Here is an 18756-nt window from a genome sequence, read left to right on the forward strand (position 1 = left end):
GGAACAGCCTATGTCGAAAATTGCTCCTGTCGTCATCACCCTTGCTGCGCTCGCTGTCTCTCCGGCGAGCGCCCACGTCGCTCTCGAGAAGCGGCAGGCGCCGGTGGGCTCGTACTACAAGGCGGTGTTTGCCGTGCCGCACGGCTGCGCGGGATCGCCGACGGTCAAACTGCGGGTGCAGATTCCGGAAGGCGTGATCGGCATCAAGCCGATGCCCAAGCCCGGGTGGACCGTCGAGACGGTCAAGGGCAAATACGCCACCGAGTATGAGCATCACGGCAGCAAGGTTTCTGAAGGCGTCAAGGAAGTGGTGTGGAGCGGCGGCAAGGTCGTCGACGACAACTATGATGAATTCGTCTTCTCCAGCTTTCTCACTCCCGGACTGAAGCCGGACACCACGCTGTATTTCCCCGTGGTGCAGGAATGCGAGCAGGGGGTCAGCCGCTGGATCGATATTCCCTCGGAAGGCCAGAGCGGCCATGGGTCTGGCAGCAAGACGCCGGCACCTGGCCTCAAGCTGATCGCGAAGCCGTAAAGCCATCCCGATGGCGCGCGTGCTCGCCAGCCTTGCCGCGCTGCTGTCGGCTCTGTGCATTGCGAGCGCCGCGTGGGCCCATGCGACGCTGCTGTCTTCGGAGCCGGCCAACGGCAGCGTGCTCAAGCTGCCGCCGAAGATGGTGCAGTTGCATTTCAACGAGAGCGTCGCGCCGGCCGTGATCGGCGTCATCGATGCCGACGGCAAGGTGCGCGACGTCGCCACGCGCGCGGCCGGCCAATCCGTGCTGATCGTTCTGCCTGACGACCTGCCGCAGGGCACGCAAATCGTCAGCTATCGCGTGGTCTCGCAGGACGGTCATCCCGTAGCGGGATCGATGGTGTTTTCAATCGGCGCTGTGACCGGAGCCGTGCCGCCGGCGATGAAAAGTCCGCTGGCGGGACTGATCTGGTTGGCGCGGATCGGAGTTTATCTCGGGCTGTTTGTCGGTGTCGGCGGCGCCTTCTTCGCAACCTGGATCGGGCAGGGCCCGAGCGGGTCGACGGTCAGCCGCGGCGCGCTTGCTATCGGTCTCGTCAGTGCCGTGGCCTCGCTCGGCCTGCAAGGTCTTGATCTCCTCAACCTTCCCCTTGGCGGCATCGTGACGTCGGCGCCGTGGACGAGCGCGCTTGCTACCTCCCTTGGGCCGTCATTGTTGATTGCGATCGTGGTGATGGCCATCGCCTGGTATGCGTGGAAAAGCCCCAGCATCCTGATCGCTGGGGTGTTGACCACGCTCGCGATAGTGGGCGTCGGGCTTTCGCTGGCAACCAGCGGTCATGCCGCGACCGCCTCGCCGCAATGGCTGACCCGGCCGTCGCTGTTCCTGCATGGCATAGCCGTAGCCTACTGGATCGGCGCGTTGGCGCCGCTGGCGGCCATGGTGCATCGGCGCAATGACGACCTGCCGCGTGTGCTCAAGCAGTTTTCAGGCCTAGCGATGCCGCTGGTCGCGCTCCTGGTGCTGAGCGGATTGGTGCTGTCGGTCATTCAGCTTGGAAGCCTGCGTGCGCTGATCGAAACCCAATACGGCATCCTTCTCTCGATCAAGCTGGCGCTGGTGATCCTGTTGCTCGGCCTTGCGGCGCTGAACCGGTTTCTCTGCACGCCTGCGGTCATTGCGAACTACGAGAACACCCGGCCGCTGCTGGGGTCGATCGTGCTGGAATGCGTTCTCGTCGTTGGCATCCTGGCCGTGGTCGCCGGCTGGCGCTTCACGCCGCCGCCGCGCGCCTCGGTGGTTCCAGTGGCGGCGCCGCTCTCGGTCCATATCCATACGGACGCAGCGATGTTTCAGGTGCTGGTTTCGCCGGGCAAGGTCGGCTCCAACGACTTCGTGCTGCAGTTGATGACGGGAGATGCCGCCCTGCTGCCGGCCAAGGAGGCTGTGCTGATCCTGAGCTTGCCGGAGCGCGGCATCGAGCCGATGGAGCGTCGCGCGACGCTCGGGCCGGACGGCTATTGGCATGTGCGCGGCGTGGCGCTGCCGCTGCCCGGCCGCTGGCGGATGCAGATCGATGCGCTGGTCACAGACTTCCAGAAGATCACGCTGCAAGATGAATTGCAGGTGCGTTGACACCGGTTCGAGGGGTATGACGCCGTTGTGAAGGCATGAGGACCACGATGCCCAAAAACGGCCCGAAAATCTGCCTTTCCGGCTGCTTTTCACCGGCCCCGGCCTTGTATTTTCGCACCCGATCCGGTTTCACTGCACCTCTTCCGGTATCCCACTGATTCCTTGAGTTGTCCCATGCGGTTGTCGCGGTTTTTTCTACCCATCCTGAAAGAGAATCCGAAAGAGGCGGAGATCGTCTCGCATCGGCTAATGCTGCGCGCGGGCATGATGCGGCAAGAAGCGGCCGGCATCTACGCCTGGCTGCCGCTGGGATTCCGGGTTTTGAAGAAGATCGAGCAGATCGTTCGTGAGGAACAGGACCGCGCCGGTGCGCTGGAACTGTTGATGCCGACACTGCAGCTTGCCGACCTCTGGCGCGAGAGCGGCCGTTACGATGCCTATGGTCCGGAGATGCTGCGCATCACCGATCGCCACAAGCGCGAATTGCTGTACGGGCCGACCAATGAGGAAATGGTCACCGAGATCTTTCGCGCTTACGTCAAATCCTACAAGAGCCTGCCGCTCAATCTCTATCACATCCAGTGGAAGTTCCGCGACGAGCAGCGCCCGCGTTTCGGCGTGATGCGCGGCCGCGAGTTCCTGATGAAGGACGCTTACTCCTTCGACATCGACGAGGCGGCGGCGCGCCGTTCCTATAACCGGATGTTCGTGGCTTACTTGCGCACCTTCGCGCGGATGGGATTGAAGGCGATCCCGATGCGCGCCGAGACCGGCCCGATCGGCGGCGATCTCAGCCATGAATTCATCGTGCTGGCGGAAACCGGCGAGTCCGGCGTGTTCTGCAACAGCGACGTGCTCAACCTGCCGATCCCGCCCGATGACGTCGATTATGACGGTGACCTCACCGACATCATCAAGCAATGGACGTCGGTCTATGCTGCGACCGAGGACGTCCACGATGCCGAGCGGTACGAACGCGAAGTGCCGGCCGACAAGCGCGTCAATACGCGTGGCATCGAGGTCGGCCAGATATTCTATTTCGGCACCAAATATTCCGACGCGATGAAGGCGCTGGTTGCCGGCGCCGACGGCGTCGACGTGCCGATCCATGGCGGCTCCTACGGTGTCGGCGTCTCGCGCCTGGTCGGCGCCATCATCGAGGCCTGCCACGACGATGCCGGCATCAAATGGCCCGAAGCGGTGGCGCCGTTCACGGCTGTGATCCTGAACCTGAAGCAGGGGGATGCTGCCGTCGATGGCGCCTGCGAGAAGCTTTATCGCGAACTTCAGGCCAAGGGCGTCGATGTGCTCTATGACGATACCGACCAGCGCGCGGGCGCAAAGTTCGCTGCCGCCGACCTGATCGGTATCCCCTGGCAGATTCTGGTCGGGCCGAAGGGCCTCGCCGAGGGCAAGCTTGAGATCAAGCGGCGCAGCGACGGTTCGCGCGAGAATCTAAGCCCGGCGGAAGTGGTGGCAAAGATAGCGGGATAAGATATCCACCGCGCTTGTAATGTTGGCCATTAAGGCCACATTTGGCCCGAATCATGGGATTATCGAGTAATGGATGAGACCATGAACGAGACAGCCCGCACCCCGCCTTTTGCGCCCTTCGAATGGCTGTTGTCCGGACGTTATTTGCGCGCGCGTCGCAAGGAAGGCTTCATTTCGGTCATCGCCGGATTTTCCTTCCTCGGCATCATGCTCGGCGTCGCCACGCTGATCATCGTGATGGCTGTGATGAACGGCTTCCGCAAGGAACTGCTGGACAAGATCCTCGGGCTGAACGGGCATTTGCTGGTGCAACCGCTGGAATCGCCGTTGACCGACTGGAAGGACGTCGCCGAGCGCATCAGCCAGGTCGACGGCATCCGCCTTGCCGCGCCGGTCGTGGACGGTCAGGCGCTGGCGTCCTCGGCCTTCAACGCCGCCGGCGTGCTGGTGCGCGGCATGCGGTCTGCGGACCTGAACAACCTCACCTCGATCGCCAAGAACATCAAGCAGGGCACGATGGAGGGATTTGACGAGGGGCAGGGCGTTATCATCGGGCGCCGGCTCGCCGATCAATTGTCGCTGCATGCCGGCGACACCATCACGCTGGTCGCGCCCAAGGGCGCGGTGACCCCGATGGGAACCACGCCGCGCATTAAACCTTACAAGGTGGCGGCCGTGTTCGAGATCGGCATGTCGGAATATGACGCCAGCTTCGTGTTCATGCCGCTGCCGGAGTCGCAGGCCTATTTCAACCGCAAGGAGGACGTGACCGCGATCGAGGTATTCACCAGCAACCCCGATCGAATCGACGCGTTCCGCAAGAGCGTGACGGAGGCCTCGGGGCGGCCAGTGTTCCTGGTCGACTGGCGGCAGCGCAACTCGACCTTCTTCAATGCGCTGCAGGTCGAGCGCAATGTGATGTTTTTGATCTTGACCATGATCGTGCTGGTTGCCGCGCTCAACATCGTTTCCGGCCTGATCATGCTGGTCAAGGACAAGGGGCAGGACATCGCCATCCTGCGCACCATGGGCGCCTCGCAGGGCTCGATCATGCGGATATTCCTGATCACGGGCGCTGCGATCGGCGTGGTCGGCACGCTGACCGGCTTCTTTGTCGGCATGCTGATCTGCCTCAACATCGAATCGATCCGGCAATTCCTGTCCTGGATGACCAACACAGAATTGTTCTCGCCGGAACTCTACTTCCTCTCCCGGCTGCCGGCGGAAGTCGATTTCGGCGAGACCACCGCGGTCGTGATCATGGCGCTGACGCTGTCGTTCCTGGCGACGCTCTATCCGTCCTGGCGCGCCGCGCGCCTCGATCCCGTCGACGCGCTCCGGTATGAGTGAGGACGAGATGGCCGAGGAGGCAGAAGACGTACCGGTTATCTATCTCCACGAGATAAAACGCGAGTACAGGCAAGGCGAGGCGACGTTGACCATTCTCAACGGCGCCAAGCTCGCGCTGTGGGCGGGACAGTCGGTGGCGCTGGTGGCGCCGTCGGGTTCGGGCAAATCGACGCTGCTGCATATCGCGGGCCTGCTCGAAAGCCCCGATGACGGCGAGGTCTATGTCGCAGGCACGCCGACCTCGCAATTATCAGACATCGACCGCACCCAGATCCGGCGCTCCGACATCGGCTTTGTTTATCAGCAGCACCGGCTGCTGCCGGAATTCACCGCGCTCGAAAACGTGATGCTGCCGCAGATGATCCGCGGCCTCAAACGCGCCGAGACGATCAAGCGCTCGGAGGAGATCCTGTCCTATCTCGGCCTCGGCGACCGCATCACGCACCGGCCGGCCGAGCTGTCCGGCGGCGAACAGCAGCGGGTTGCCATCGCACGCGCGGTCGCCAATGCGCCGCGGGCGCTGCTGGCGGACGAGCCGACCGGAAACCTCGATCCGCACACCGCCGATCACGTCTTCAACGCGCTGATGCAGCTGGTGAAGGCGACGCAGGTCGCGATGCTGATCGCCACCCACAATATGGAACTGGCCGGCCGGATGGACCGGCGGGTGTCACTGGTCGACGGCCAGGTCGTCGAACTGGAGTAGCGCATGATCCGGACCCGAAGGGCCGCGTTAGCGCAAAGTGGATCCGGTTTTCCGAAGACATCATGCGCAATTGGGGACGTCGTTCAATAAGCGCCGCGCCTGCGCACCGGCCGATCCTGATACGCATTTGCAAAATATGGATTGACGACGCATTGCGCCGCGCGGCCCGAGGCCGACGCATTGCATTGAGGAATCGACGTATAGCTGCACTCATAATAGGTGATCGGGCCGTAGACATGCAGGCAGACCGGATATCCTCCGCCGTATGTCTGGGCGCGCGCCGGAGCTGCGGCCGAAATCGTTCCGATTGCGAGAATTGCCAAAGCCAGGATGCGCATCAGTATCTCCTACGGAATTGGCGGCTGCGATCGGTCTGCATTTCCGCCTTGGCGCTGAAAATAGGGATTCGCAGCGCAATACGCATCTCGCCCGGAGGCGGTTGCCTGACACTGCGTGCGCGACAAAAAACTGCATCGCCGAAAATCGCAGCTCTTGTGCTCAAATCAAACAGATAACGCTCAGTAGCCGTTGCGGTAGCGCTTGTAGCGGCGTGCCGAGGGATCTTGAGACGCATGTGCGAAATACGGATTGATCACGCATTGCGCCGGGCGGCCCGAGGCCGACGCGTTGCATTGAGGCAGGGTGTAATAGGTACAGTCGTAATAGCTGAGCCTGCCATAAACATGCAGGCAAACCGGATAGTTGGGATCGTAAGTCTGTGCCTGCGCCGGTACTGCGGCCGAGGCCGCTCCGATCGCCAAAATTGCCAAAGCCAGAATGCGCATCAGAATCTCCTTCCGTGTTGGCGGTTGCGATCGGTCTGCATGTCCGCCTTGGCGTTGAAATAGGGGTTCGCAGCGCAACTCGCATCTCGCCCGGAGGCGGTTGCCTGGCACTGCGCCAGCGTCGAAAAACTGCAATCGCCGACACCGGCGCCGAAATCGCAGCCCTTGATGCAGTAGGGAAATTCGCGCGCCGCAGCCGGCATCGCGACTGCTGCCGACACAGCAAAGGCCACCATTAGCGCCAGCCATGCCCTTCGCATGCATCCTCCGCCGGTAGCCCCAAGAACCTTCACCGGAAATCTTCAGTTGCTGAGCAGACGATCCACCTACGCCCGCGTCAAATCACGTTCCCGCGTTGAATGTCCCTTGACGATGCGCGGCGCGATGCGCTCTCGGCGGGCGCTCAGTATCTGCCGGTGCCGGGGGCGGGCGGCAGCGCACGGCCGGGCAGCGGGCGATACCCGGCGCGCGGCGGCGGTTCGCTCTCGCCGATATAATAGGGATTGGCGATGCAGTAGAGAAACCGTCCCGAAGCGGTCGCCTGGCACTGCTCGTAACTCGTGAAAGTGCAGTTGCTGAGGCCGGGGTGCTCGTCGCCCTGGATGCAGAACGGATATCGGGTGCCGACCGCTTCGGCAGGCGCGGCGCCGAGTGCGGCCAGTCCACTCGCGGCCAGCACGGCTAGTACAGTTTTACGCATTTCGAATCTCCTTGATCGTACTTCCGCGCGTTGCTGGTTCCATTTGCACCGACACAAGCCGCACCGGCGCAATCCCGTCAAGCCACTCTACATTGCAATACCGTCGCAAGGCGAATGTGAATTTTTTGCGGCGGGTTCCGGTGCAAAGTTTCGAGAAACGCCTGCAAGACAACATTAACTTACGTTCACACTGAGGCCATTTGGTGCGGGCTGTTGCAGTGAGGTTACAGCAATTCGAGCGAACGATGTTATGAGCATGCCTCGGCCTTGGGGGCTGTCAAAACGGAACGGGAATAAAAAGTATGAAGAAGGTTTTGCTTGTTACGGCCAGTCTGATCGCGCTCGGCGCGGCTGCGCCGGCACTCGCTGCGGATCTCGCTGCGCGTCCTTACACCAAGGCGCCTCCGATGGTCGCTGCTGTGTATGACTGGAGCGGATTCTACATCGGCGCCAACGGCGGCTATGGCACGAGCCACAACTGCTGGACCAACACCGCGGTCGGCGGCGTTCCGTTCACTCCGGCTTCCGAAGGTTGCCACGACGCTGACGGCGGCACGATCGGTGGTCAGGTCGGTTATCGCTGGCAGGCCGGCAACTGGGTGTTCGGCCTCGAAGCGCAGGGCAACTGGGCCGACTTCAACGGTTCGAACGTGAGCCTCCTTGCGGCGCCTGGCGTCAACCGCACCAAGATCGACGCGTTCGGCCTGTTCACCGGCCAGGTCGGTTATGCCGCCAACAACGTCCTGTTCTACGTCAAGGGCGGTGCAGCGGTCACCAACAACACCTATGAAGGTCTGTTCGCTGGTACCGTGATCGATCGCGCCGAGGAAACCCGCTGGGGTGGCACCGTTGGCGCCGGCGTGGAATACGCCTTCGCTCCGAACTGGTCGTTCGGCGTCGAGTATAACCACCTGTTCATGGGCACAAACAACTATAACTTCACCGGCGTCGCGTTCGTGGGCAATAGCCGCAACGACGACATCAAGCAGGACGCTGACCTCGTCACCGCCCGTATCAACTATCGCTTCGGCGGCCCGGTCATCGGGAAGTACTGATCTCGCGCACAACTAGCGAAACAGAGAAGCCCCGGGGCGTTGTCCCGGGGCTTTTTCTTGAGCGGAGCGGCGATCAACCATCGGGATTTGCCGGCATAACTCCTTCAATCGAAACCTTTGGGTAGTGGGCAGTCTGGCTGTGGCTGAGTTCTGGGCTGGAAAACGCGCGGGACGGCGCGCATATTTGGCAGATGGCAGATTTTGAAAAATGCTCCGGCGACCTGCGAAGATTGATTGGAATTGCTGACACCAATGGCGTCTCGATGGCCGAAAGGTCGATTGACGAATATATGGCCGCCACAGAGCCTTCCGATCGGACCGGCGCCCTTCAGGAGGTTCAGCGGGTGGTGCAGACCCATCGCGACGCGGCAACCTCTGGCGATCAGCGTGATTTCGCTGAGGTAGTGAACGATTACATTGAGAAGCTAATGAGGAGCTTCGAATGACCTCGGGTCTGGAATTAACCAGGTCAGTTTGATTATGGCAGAGTTCCGGGCTGGAAAACGGGCGGTTCCGGGCGCATATTTCGGGGATGGCGACAATTGTTCAATGCAATTGCGGCGCCGAGTACAGACGCACCGAAGAGAAGTTCTTGGTACCGCACACGGGTGACGCGATCTGCGTAGTCTGCGGCGCTGCGCTCGAATCGTGGTTGGAGTCTGACCACGTTCCCTCATACGAACTTATTGAACGTCCACAGACAGAAAGTCGGCAGGACAAGCCGCCCCAAACCTAGGGATCCACCAACTCGTCATCGCGGCTGGAGCAGTGGGAGCTAGCGAACTTCAAGCCGAAGTATCAATTCGTGGTCCGACAATACGCAAAGAGGGCCGATCAAATTAACCACAGGGGCCACTTCTCAAACTGACCCGCTACCGGCCCTTGACTCCCGGAACAAAAAAGGAACAATGTTCCTCATATGTTCTCATATCGTAGGGAGTCGGACGATGTTGCGGATGTTTGTGGAAGAAGCGGCGGCGCTGGCGTCGATTACGCTGTTTGTCGCGATGATCGCGGTCTGGGCGCAGGTGATTCCGCAGCTTTGATGCGGATTGGAAACCTGATCCAGGCCGACCCAAGCCGTCTTGCGGACGGGTTGGGGAAAAGCCGGATGGCGGGCGCGGAAGCTGGGTTCCGCGTGGACTCGGCAAGGCCAAGGCATCACCATCGCGGTGGCGAGTCGGCGCGCATCAGCGGCCGATGATCGCTCCCCACCATGATGCAAGAGCCCGTTAAGCGACATGTCCAGTGCCGGATTCGTTCATCTCCACGTTCATTCGGCGTATTCGCTGCTGAAGGGCTCGATCAAGATCGCCAAGCTCGGCGAACTGGCGAAGGCCGACCGCCAGCCGGCCCTGGCGCTGACCGACACCGACAACATGTTCGGGGCGCTGGAATTCTCCGACAAGATGGCGGGCTACGGCATCCAGCCGATCGTCGGCTGTGAGCTCGCCGTCGATTTCGGCGATCAGGACCCGAACGCGCGCAATGCGCTGGCTTCAGCGCCGTCGCGAATCGTATTGCTGGCGGCGCGGGAGCGCGGCTACCGCAGCCTGATGCGGCTGAACTCGCGGGCGTTTCTGGAAACGCCGGTGCATCAATCCCCGCATATCAAGCTCGAATGGCTGGAAGACGATGCCGAGGATTTGATCGCGCTGACCGGCGGCCCCGACGGCCCGATTTCGCTGGCGCTGCATGCCGATCACTTGGCGCTCGCGACAGGGCGTTGCGACCGGCTGGCGAATCTGTTCGGCGATCGCCTCTATGTCGAATTGCAGCGCCACGGCATCGACAAGGAGCGCCGTGCCGAATCCGGCCTGATCGATCTCGCCTATGCCAAGGGATTGCCGCTGGTCGCGACCAACGAGCCATATTTCGCATCGAACGACGATTACGAAGCCCACGACGCGCTGTTGTGCATCGCCGGCGGCAAGCTGATCGCCGAGACCGATCGCGAGCAGCTCACGCCCGATCACCGCTTCAAGACCCGCGCCGAGATGGCGGTGCTGTTCGCCGACATTCCGGAAGCGCTGGCCTCCACGGTCGAGATCGCGGAGCGCTGCTCGTTTCGCCCGAAGACGCGAAAGCCGATCCTGCCGCGCTTCACGGTCGGCGCCGGCTCGGGCTCCGACGCGGAGAGCGAGGAGGCTGCGGAGCTGAAGCGCCAGGCCGAGGAGGGGCTCGCAAGGCGCCTGCGGGTTCACGGCCTGTCGCCCGGCACCACGGAAGAGGAATACCAAAAGCGTCTCGCCTTCGAGATCGATGTGATCAACCGCATGAACTATGCGGGCTACTTCCTGATCGTCTCGGACTTCATCAAATGGGCCAAGGCCCACGACATTCCGGTCGGTCCCGGCCGCGGCTCCGGCGCCGGTTCGCTGGTCGCCTATTCGCTGACCATCACCGATCTCGATCCGATCCGCTTCGGCCTGCTGTTCGAGCGCTTCCTCAATCCCGAACGCGTGTCGATGCCGGACTTCGACATCGACTTCTGCCAGGACCGCCGCGGCGAGGTGATCGACTACGTGCAAGAGCGCTACGGTCGCGATCAGGTGGCGCAGATCATCACCTTCGGTACCTTGCAGGCGAGGGGCGTGCTGCGCGACGTCGGCCGCGTGCTGCAGATGCCCTATGGGCAGGTCGATAAACTGACAAAACTGGTGCCGCAAAATCCGGCCGCGCCGGTGACGCTGGCGCAGGCGATCGAGAGCGAACCGAAGCTGCAGGCGTTCCGCGACGAGGACCCGGTGGTCGCGCGCGCCTTCGACATCGCCCAGCGCCTCGAAGGGCTGACGCGCCACGCCTCGACCCACGCCGCCGGCATCGTGATCGGCGACCGGCCCTTGAGCGAACTGGTGCCGCTCTACCGCGATCCCAAATCCGACATGCCGGTGACCCAGTTCAACATGAAATGGGTCGAGCCGGCGGGGCTCGTGAAGTTCGACTTCCTCGGCCTGAAGACGCTGACCGTGCTCGACGTCGCGGTAAAACTGCTCAGGCAGCGCGACATCCAGGTCGATCTGCCGACGCTGCCGATCGACGATGCGCCGAGTTACCAGATGCTGGCGCGGGGCGACGTGGTCGGCGTGTTCCAGGTGGAAAGCCAGGGCATGCGTCGCGCGCTGATCGACATGCGCCCCGACCGCTTCGAGGACATCATCGCGCTGGTGGCGCTGTATCGCCCGGGCCCGATGGCCAACATCCCGACCTATTGCGCGCGCAAGCACGGCGACGAGGAGCCGGAATATCTGCATCCGATCCTGGAGCCGATCCTGAAGGAGACGTTCGGCGTCATCATCTATCAGGAACAGGTGATGCAGATCGCGCAGGTGATGGCCGGCTATTCGCTCGGCGACGCCGACCTGCTGCGCCGCGCGATGGGCAAGAAAATCCGCGCCGAGATGGAAAAGCAGCGCGCGATCTTCGTTGCCGGCGCGGTGAAGAACGGCGTGCCGAAGGGGCAGGCCGACACGATCTTCGAGCTGCTCGCAAAATTCGCCGACTACGGCTTCAACAAGAGCCACGCCGCGGCCTATGCGCTGGTGTCCTATCACACCGCCTACATGAAGGCGCATTACCCGGTGGAGTTTTTGGCGGCGTCGATGACGCTCGAACTCAACAACACCGACAAGCTGTCGGAATTTCGCGCCGAGGCGCAGCGGCTCGGCATCAAGGTCGAGGCGCCGAACATCAACCGTTCGGGCGCCACCTTCGAGGTCGGCGAGAACACGATCTACTATGCGCTGGCCGCGCTGAAGGGCGTCGGCCCGCAGGCGGTCGAGCAGATCGTGGAGGAGCGCAAGAAGGGCGCCTTCACCTCGCTTGCAGACTTCGCAGCAAGGGTCAATCCCCGCGCGGTCAACAAGCGCATCATCGAAAGCCTGGCCGCGGCCGGTGCATTCGACACGCTCGAATCCAACCGCGCGCGCGTCTTTGCCGGCGCCGATGCCATTCTCGCCGCGTGCCAGCGCAGCCATGAGGCGGCAACGATCGGTCAGAACGACATGTTCGGCAATGCGGCCGACGCGCCGACCATCATGCTGCCGCAGATCGAGCCCTGGCTGCCGGCCGAAAAACTCCGCCGTGAATACGACGCCGTCGGCTTTTTCCTGTCCGGCCATCCGCTCGACGACTATGCGACCGTGTTGAAGCGGCTGCGGGTGCAGTCCTGGGCGGAATTCTCGCGCGCCGTCAAAACCGGCGCGACCGCGGGCAAGGTCGCGGCCACTGTTGTGTCGCGGATGGAACGGCGCACCAAGACCGGCAACAAGATGGGCATCATGGGGCTGTCAGACCCGACCGGCCATTTCGAGGCGGTGCTGTTTTCGGAAGGGCTCGCGCAATACCGCGACGTGCTGGAGCCGGGTGCGGCCGTGTTGCTGCAACTCGGCGCCGAACTGCAAGGCGAGGACGTGCGCGCCCGGGTGCTGCATGCCGAGCCGCTGGATGACGCCGCGGCCAAGACCCAAAAAGGCCTGCGGATTTTCGTTCGCGACCCCAAGCCGCTGGATTCCATCGCGCGACGGCTCAACATGCCGGAGGCCGCCACGCCGGGCGGTCCGGCAAAGGGCCTGCCGGCCAAGCCTGCGCCCGCGCCATCGGGCGGCGCCGATGGTGACGTCTCGCTCGTCATCATGCTCGATCTGCAGACCGAGGTGGAAGTGAAGCTGCCGGGGCGCTTCAAGGTCTCGCCGCAGATCGCGGGCGCGATCAAGGCGGTTGCGGGCGTGGTGGACGTGCAGACGCTGTAGGCCGTAGCGTTTCCGGCGGTGCAACTAACCGATCCTGCGGACAATCGCGTAAGTTGTGTTGCAGCCTCACCGCATTCCCGGCTATGTCCTTGCAGGGGATTAGTTTTGGGGGCGTTATGTTGGGGCGTGGAATCGCGTTGCTGTCGGGTGCGTTGTTGTTGTCGGGGTGTATGACCGCCAAAGTCGGAACAGACTATGCGGCGATATCGCAGAAGATCGGTCCGCCGAAACCAGGGCTGTCCCGGGTGGTGGTGCTTCAGCAAAAGCGCGACGGCCTGTCCATGTCCCTTTGCGCCTGCGACGTGAAGCTCGACGGCACTCCGATCGGCAAGGTGCTCGTAGGAACCTACGGCTATGCCGATGTCCCGGCAGGCCCGCATCAGGTCACCGCGACCGAAGTGCTGTTTCCCGGCGAGACCAAGCGCGATTTCACCACGGCGCCCGGACGCACCTATTTCTTTCTGCTCAAGTCGAGCGCGAGGCATGACGCGGTAACCGGTACGACCATCGTTGCCGGATTGGCCGGCGCCGTGGTTGCCTCTGTCGTAACGTCCGGGAGCGACAATACAGGGCCGGCCGACCTCATTCCGCTGGACGAGTCGACGGCGAGAACGACGCTCGCCGAGTTGCAATTGGCAGATTAGGCCTCAGCTCAGGCCTGCCAATAGCCGAAAGCGCATTGTGCGCGGTTGCCCATCCCGCCGCACAATGACGCAGCTCGCAAATTCAAGAAGTTGTCATGCCTTTTGCGATGCCGTCCCGCCCGATCCGGCGTATAATCGAATCTAGTAGGGGGAACTGTTCTGCATCACGTGACTACCACCTGAAATCGCAGCAACGGAGATCCGCCATGAAAGTCAAAGACGCGATGCACAAGGGCGTCGACTGGGTCAGCCCCGACACGCCCATCACCGAAATCGCCAAACTGATGCGCGCACACGATATCGGATGCATTCCGATCGGCGAGGACGACAAGCTGGTCGGGATGGTGACCGATCGCGACATCGTCTGCAAAGGGCTTGCCGGCAACGGTTTCGATGCCAGCCGCGCCAAGGCGAGCGACGTGATGACCGACGGCATCCACTGCTGCCGCGAGGACGATGATCTTGCGAAAGCGGTGCATCACATGGAGACGCTGAAAGTCCGCAGGCTGCCGGTGATCAACAAGAGCAAGCGGATGGTCGGCATGATCAGCCTGGGCGACATCAGCCAGTTCGCGCCCAGTGATTTGATGTCCGGGTACGTGAAGAGCGTGGCGGCCCATCATTGAAGCGCCGGCCTGTTGCGATCGAAGCGTCCTGAACGGCGCGCCCGCCCGTTCGACCGCGAACGGGTGCGGAGCACTCTGCTTGAAGCCGCTCGACCGCGCCGGCCCAGTCGGCCGAACGAGCGACCTCAATCGTGCGTGCTGAAGTGGCCGCGCCAGGCCTTCGCCGTCAGTCGCGCGAATTGCTCGCCTTCCATGCGGATCAGCGTGGCGTGATCGCCGCTTTCCATGTAGATATGCCGTCGCGCATCGATGCTGTCGTCGACGATGACGTCCAGCCCGTAGCACTCGCCGAGCGGCGGTATGGCCCCGCGTTCGCAGTCCTCGAACAGCCGTTCGATTTCGTCTTCGCTCGCCAGGTCGACCTTGTGGCCGAGCTGACTTTTCAGGGCCGACAGATGCAGGTGATGGGAGGCCGGCAGGACGGCCATCATGTAGCCGCCGTCACGGCGCAGCACGACGGCCTTGGCCAGCGCCTCGCCCGGCACATGGCAGGCCTCGGCTGTGCGCGTCGATGACATGGTAGGGGCATGGGGGATCAGATCGTAGGTGACGCTCTGATCCAGATATTTCTGCAGGGTCGGGGCAACGGTCATGGCAGTTCCTCCATTGCATGGGCAAACCGCACATCGGGAGGAACTCGCGCAGCCGCCTCACGATGCGGGCGAACACGATTAAGGCAAGAGGATACGCCCGCCGGGCGGCCGCGACAATGCGAATTTCGGTGCAGGAACCGGGCGGAGCGGGGACACAAGGCGTGATTTGACCGCGGCATGCCTTGCTGAGAGCGCATTTGTTCAAGACATGTTCAGCTTAACGCGCGTTCCATGCGGCGCTTGGGCGGCGACAGGGTGGAAACCATGCGGTTAGCAAGAAGTTTGTCGATCCTATCGGTGTGTCTCGTTGCAATGTCCGGACTGGCGGGACATTTGAACACCGCCGCAGCGCAGCAGACGGAAAAGCGCATTGCGCTGGTGGTCGGCAACGCCGCCTATGCGAAATCGCCGCTGGCGACCGCGGCCAACGATGCCGGCCTGATCGCGCAGACCTTGCAGGCGGCCGGCTTTGACGTGATCGGCGCCCGCGATCTCGATGGCGACACGCTGCGCAAGAGTTTTCGCGACTTCATCCAGAAAGCCGAAAGCTCGGGGCCGGACACGGTCGCGATGGTGTACCTGGCCGGCTACGGGCTGCAACTGGCGGGAGAGAACTATTTCGTGCCGGTCGATTCCGCGATCAACCGCGATACCGACGTGCCGATCGAGGCGCTGCGGACCGGGGACTACATCCGTCAACTCGCCTCGCTGCCGCTGAAGGCTGGCATAGTCGTGCTGGACGCGGGGCGGCAACAGCCTTTCGTCAACGGACAGATCGCAAGCGGTCTCGCTTTGGTCGAGGCGGACCCGCACATGCTGATAGCATTCAACGCGGCGCCCGGAACGGTCGCGCCGGCCGAGCAGGGACCGTACGGCGTCTACGCCCAGTCGCTGGCCGAGATGATTCGGACCGGCGGATTGCCGCTGCCGGAGGTTTTCAACCGCGTGCGGCTTCGCGTCAACGAGGCGAGCAAGGGCGCGCAGGTGCCCTGGGACAGCCAGAAGGTCGACGCGGCCTTCACGTTCTTCGAGCGCGCACCGGATGCGCCCGCAGCCGCAGCTACGCCGCCGGACCAGGTCGCCGCCGTCCGCAGCAAGCCGATCCGCGATCTCGGCGTGCAGGACGCCTACGCCGCGGTGCTGGAGCGCGACACGCTGCCGGCCTATGAGGATTTTCTCGCCGCCTATCCCGACGATCCGATGGCGAAGCGGGTGAGGGCGATCGCGGCGGCGCGGCGCGAAGCGATCACGTGGCGCCGCACCTACCGCGCCGACACGCCGAACGCCTATTGGTCGTATCTGCAACGCTATCCGCGCGGGCCTCACGCCGCCGATGCGCGCCGTCGCCTTGCCATTCTCACCGCGCCGATCGAGCCGCCGCCGACATTTGATGTCATCGACTACGACGTGCCGCCACCGCCGCCGGAAGAGTTCATCTATATCGATCGGCCGGTGCTGGCCTTCGGCGATCCCGAGTTCGATTTTGTCCCGCCGCCTCCGCCGCCGGTCTACTACCTGCCGCCGCCGCCGGAGGATTTCGTGATACTGGAGCCGCCGCCGCCACCGATCGGGCTGTTCATCCTGCCGCAGCCAATCTTTGTGCCGATACCGGTCTATGTGCGGCCGCCGCGCTACGTGGCGCCGCCGCCGAACAACATCATCTTTGCGAACATCCACAACAGGGCCGTCATCAACAACGTGATCAACAGGCCGCAAACGCCTTTGCCGGCGGTCGGGCCTGGCGCCAGACCTATTGGACGCCCCGGCGCCCCGGAGGCGACAGTTGCGCCGGCGCAGCGTGGTGGCGCCACGCCGACATTGCCGCCTGCCGTCGCGCAGAGGGCCACGCTGATTCAGCAGGGCAGAGCGCCGGTACCGCCGAGCGCTACGATCAATCCTGCCGTGAGAACTGGTTTGCCCGGCGCTCCTGCGGGACCGACCGGGAGGCCGAACGCGACGCAGCCGGTGAACGCGCCGCCAGGCACGTCGCCTTCGACACAGCCCTCGCCGAGGATCAACGCCCTGCCGGTTCCAGGCGCCAGGGGCGCGCCGCCCGCGCCTCCAAGTGCTGCGGTATCACCGGGGACCGTGAATCCGAACGCTCGGCTTGCGCCGGGCGCGCCCCGTCCGGGATCGGCCGCACCGACTGCACCCAGCGCAGCTACCGGCTCCAGGCCCGCCATCGGGGCGACTGCTCCGACGGCTCCGGCTGGCCAGCAGCCAAGGGTGGCCGCGCCGCCACCCAGCGCCGCGGCGCCGCCGAAGCCGAGCGCTACCGTCGCTCCGAGACCTCAACTGCAGCCGGAATTGCGGCGAGGCCCGCCGCCGTCGGCCGTACAGGCGGCAAGGCCGCCGCCACCGCCGGCAGCCCGCGTCGCTCCGGCCCCTCCGCCGCCGCGGATGGCCGCGCCGCAGCCTGCACCGAGGATGGCCGCACCGCCCCCGCCGCCTGCACGTATGGCCGCGCCGCCTCCGCCAAGGATGGCCGCACCACCCCCGCCACCCCCGCGCATGGCCGCGCCGCCGCCGCCACCACCAAGGATGGCCGCGCCAGCGCCGCCGCCCCGAATGGCTGCTCCGCCCATACCGGCGCGCGCGGCGCCTGCGGCGGCGGCCCGAGGGTGCCCGCCGGGTGCCCGATGCTGATTGTTAACGGGCCAGATCCTCGGATCTGGCCCGAAGGCGCCCTAAATCGTGGGGCTGGAAGGCCGAAAAACCGGCCTTATTTCCTTGCTTCTGGCTGGAATCCGGCTATACACCGCGCCATCTCACACGGAAACATGGCTCAAAAGGCCGTCCGGTGGCAGCCGGGCCATAAGGCTCGTTTGCTCACACGTTTCCGGAGGAACCAACCGGAGAATCATCACTATGTCGCTACCCGATTTTTCTATGCGTCAGCTGCTTGAAGCTGGCGTGCACTTTGGTCACCAATCGCACCGCTGGAATCCGAAAATGGCGGAGTTCATTTTCGGCGCCCGCAACAACATCCACATCATCGATCTCGCCCAGACCGTGCCGTTGCTGCACACAGCGCTGAAGGCGGTATCTGACACCGTCGCCAAGGGCGGCCGCATCCTGTTCGTCGGCACCAAGCGCCAGGCGCAGGACGGTGTTGCCGAAGCGGCCAAGCGCTCGGCGCAGTATTTCGTCAACTCGCGCTGGCTCGGCGGCACGCTGACCAACTGGAAGACGATCTCGGGTTCGATCAAGCGCCTGCGTCACCTCGATGAAGTGCTCTCGTCCGGCGAGGCCTCCTCCTACACCAAGAAGGAGCGGCTGACGCTGCAGCGCGAGCGCGACAAGCTCGACCGTTCGCTCGGCGGCATCAAGGACATGGGCGGTCTTCCCGACATGATCTTCGTGATCGACACCAACAAGGAAGACATCGCGATCCAGGAAGCGCAGCGGCTCAACATTCCCGTTGCCGCGATCGTCGACACCAACTCCGACCCCAAGGGCATCACCTTCGTGGTGCCGGGCAATGACGACGCCGGCCGCGCCATCTCGCTGTATTGCGACCTGGTGGCCCGCGCCGCCATCGACGGCATCTCGCGCGCCCAGGGCGACCACGGCATCGACATCGGTGCCTCCGCTCAGCCGGCCCGCGAGGAAATTCCGGCCGCTCCCCAGCCGACCGGCTTCCAGGGGCTGGCCGGTCCGCGCGGCACCGCCGACAACCTCAAGAAGCTCACCGGCGTGTCGGGTGCGATCGAGAAGAAGCTCAACGACCTCGGCATCTTCCACTACTGGCAGCTCGCCGAGCTCGACCACGATACCGCGCACAAGATCGGCGAAGAGGTTGGTCTTCCGAGCCGCGCCGATGCCTGGGTTGCCCAGGCCAAGACGCTGACTGCGGAAGCGGAATAATCGGTACGCCGCGTGGCCGGGTCTTCCGGCCACCGGTTCTGCTCCCCAGATTACGACATTCCCTGTAGCTGACG

The 18756-nt window shown here is 63.6% G+C and carries 18 protein-coding genes; 12 read left to right on the forward strand and 6 right to left on the reverse strand.

The annotated features are described in order from the left end of the window. Nucleotides 1-10: 10 nt before the first annotated feature. The 5 genes from V1294_RS20005 to V1294_RS20025 all read left to right on the forward strand — a co-directional run bounded on the left by V1294_RS20005 (nt 11) and on the right by V1294_RS20025 (nt 5661). Nucleotides 11-535: a YcnI family copper-binding membrane protein gene (locus V1294_RS20005; RefSeq protein WP_334499538.1), complete on the forward strand. Its 525-nt coding sequence runs from the start codon at nt 11-13 to the stop codon at nt 533-535. Nucleotides 536-545: 10 nt separating this feature from the next. Next, nucleotides 546-2111 carry a copper resistance CopC/CopD family protein gene (locus V1294_RS20010; protein ID WP_334499539.1) on the forward strand — a complete coding sequence of 522 codons (1566 nt, stop codon included), beginning with the start codon at nt 546-548 and terminating at the stop codon, nt 2109-2111. 174 nt (nt 2112-2285) lie between these two features. Then, complete coding sequence (gene proS / locus V1294_RS20015) at nt 2286-3605, forward strand: proline--tRNA ligase (RefSeq protein WP_334499540.1); 1320 nt, start codon at nt 2286-2288, stop codon at nt 3603-3605. 69 nt (nt 3606-3674) lie between these two features. After that, on the forward strand, nt 3675-4955 hold the full coding sequence (locus tag V1294_RS20020) for a lipoprotein-releasing ABC transporter permease subunit (RefSeq protein WP_334481116.1): 1281 nt from the start codon (nt 3675-3677) through the stop codon (nt 4953-4955). A 7-nt stretch (nt 4956-4962) separates the two neighbouring features. Next, on the forward strand, nt 4963-5661 hold the full coding sequence (locus tag V1294_RS20025; RefSeq protein ID WP_334481115.1) for an ABC transporter ATP-binding protein: 699 nt from the start codon (nt 4963-4965) through the stop codon (nt 5659-5661). A gap of 83 nt (nt 5662-5744) precedes the next feature. On the opposite strand, the gene V1294_RS20030 is transcribed toward V1294_RS20025, so the two are convergent. The 5 genes from V1294_RS20030 to V1294_RS20045 all read right to left on the reverse strand — a co-directional run bounded on the left by V1294_RS20030 (nt 5745) and on the right by V1294_RS20045 (nt 7146). After that, complete coding sequence (locus V1294_RS20030; protein WP_334499541.1) at nt 5745-5999, reverse strand: DUF3551 domain-containing protein; 255 nt, start codon at nt 5997-5999, stop codon at nt 5745-5747. A gap of 9 nt (nt 6000-6008) precedes the next feature. Beyond that, on the reverse strand, nt 6009-6125 hold the full coding sequence (locus tag V1294_RS38035) for a DUF3551 domain-containing protein (protein ID WP_442895359.1): 117 nt from the start codon (nt 6123-6125) through the stop codon (nt 6009-6011). Nucleotides 6126-6179: 54 nt separating this feature from the next. Beyond that, entirely contained in the window at nt 6180-6446 is a 267-nt protein-coding gene (locus V1294_RS20035) for a DUF3551 domain-containing protein (RefSeq protein WP_334481112.1), read from the reverse strand. Further along, nucleotides 6446-6706 carry a DUF3551 domain-containing protein gene (locus V1294_RS20040; RefSeq protein ID WP_334481111.1) on the reverse strand — a complete coding sequence of 87 codons (261 nt, stop codon included), beginning with the start codon at nt 6704-6706 and terminating at the stop codon, nt 6446-6448. Before V1294_RS20040 ends, V1294_RS20035 begins: the two co-directional genes overlap by 1 nt. Nucleotides 6707-6849: 143 nt before the next feature. Continuing rightward, on the reverse strand, nt 6850-7146 hold the full coding sequence (locus V1294_RS20045) for a DUF3551 domain-containing protein (RefSeq protein ID WP_334481110.1): 297 nt from the start codon (nt 7144-7146) through the stop codon (nt 6850-6852). A gap of 302 nt (nt 7147-7448) precedes the next feature. Here V1294_RS20045 and V1294_RS20050 point away from each other — a divergent pair, with 302 nt between their 5' ends. The 5 genes from V1294_RS20050 to V1294_RS20070 all read left to right on the forward strand — a co-directional run bounded on the left by V1294_RS20050 (nt 7449) and on the right by V1294_RS20070 (nt 14222). Continuing rightward, entirely contained in the window at nt 7449-8201 is a 753-nt protein-coding gene (locus V1294_RS20050; RefSeq protein ID WP_334499544.1) for an outer membrane protein, read from the forward strand. 191 nt (nt 8202-8392) lie between these two features. After that, on the forward strand, nt 8393-8647 hold the full coding sequence (locus V1294_RS20055; protein WP_334499546.1) for a hypothetical protein: 255 nt from the start codon (nt 8393-8395) through the stop codon (nt 8645-8647). Nucleotides 8648-9442: 795 nt separating this feature from the next. Beyond that, complete coding sequence (gene dnaE / locus V1294_RS20060; protein ID WP_334499549.1) at nt 9443-12952, forward strand: DNA polymerase III subunit alpha; 3510 nt, start codon at nt 9443-9445, stop codon at nt 12950-12952. Nucleotides 12953-13068: 116 nt separating this feature from the next. Next, a complete protein-coding gene (locus V1294_RS20065) occupies nt 13069-13596 on the forward strand; it encodes a DUF2846 domain-containing protein (protein ID WP_334499551.1) in 528 nt (175 codons plus the stop codon). Between the two features lie 206 nt (nt 13597-13802). Continuing rightward, nucleotides 13803-14222 carry a CBS domain-containing protein gene (locus tag V1294_RS20070; protein ID WP_334481102.1) on the forward strand — a complete coding sequence of 140 codons (420 nt, stop codon included), beginning with the start codon at nt 13803-13805 and terminating at the stop codon, nt 14220-14222. Nucleotides 14223-14347: 125 nt separating this feature from the next. Here V1294_RS20070 and V1294_RS20075 read toward each other — a convergent pair whose 3' ends face one another. Next, nucleotides 14348-14815 (reverse strand): aminoacyl-tRNA deacylase, encoded by a 468-nt coding sequence (locus V1294_RS20075; protein WP_108516180.1) that lies wholly within the window; start codon nt 14813-14815, stop codon nt 14348-14350. A gap of 264 nt (nt 14816-15079) precedes the next feature. Between V1294_RS20075 and V1294_RS20080 the strand changes: the two genes are divergently transcribed. Next, nucleotides 15080-17461, forward strand: coding sequence for a caspase family protein (locus V1294_RS20080; protein WP_442895360.1), 2382 nt, complete (start codon nt 15080-15082; stop codon nt 17459-17461). A gap of 222 nt (nt 17462-17683) precedes the next feature. Continuing rightward, nucleotides 17684-18682: a 30S ribosomal protein S2 gene (locus V1294_RS20085; RefSeq protein WP_334499554.1), complete on the forward strand. Its 999-nt coding sequence runs from the start codon at nt 17684-17686 to the stop codon at nt 18680-18682. Nucleotides 18683-18756 lie beyond the last annotated feature (74 nt).

Origin of the sequence: Bradyrhizobium sp. AZCC 1678 (assembly GCF_036924765.1) — a bacterium.
Lineage (GTDB): Bacteria > Pseudomonadota > Alphaproteobacteria > Rhizobiales > Xanthobacteraceae > Bradyrhizobium > Bradyrhizobium algeriense.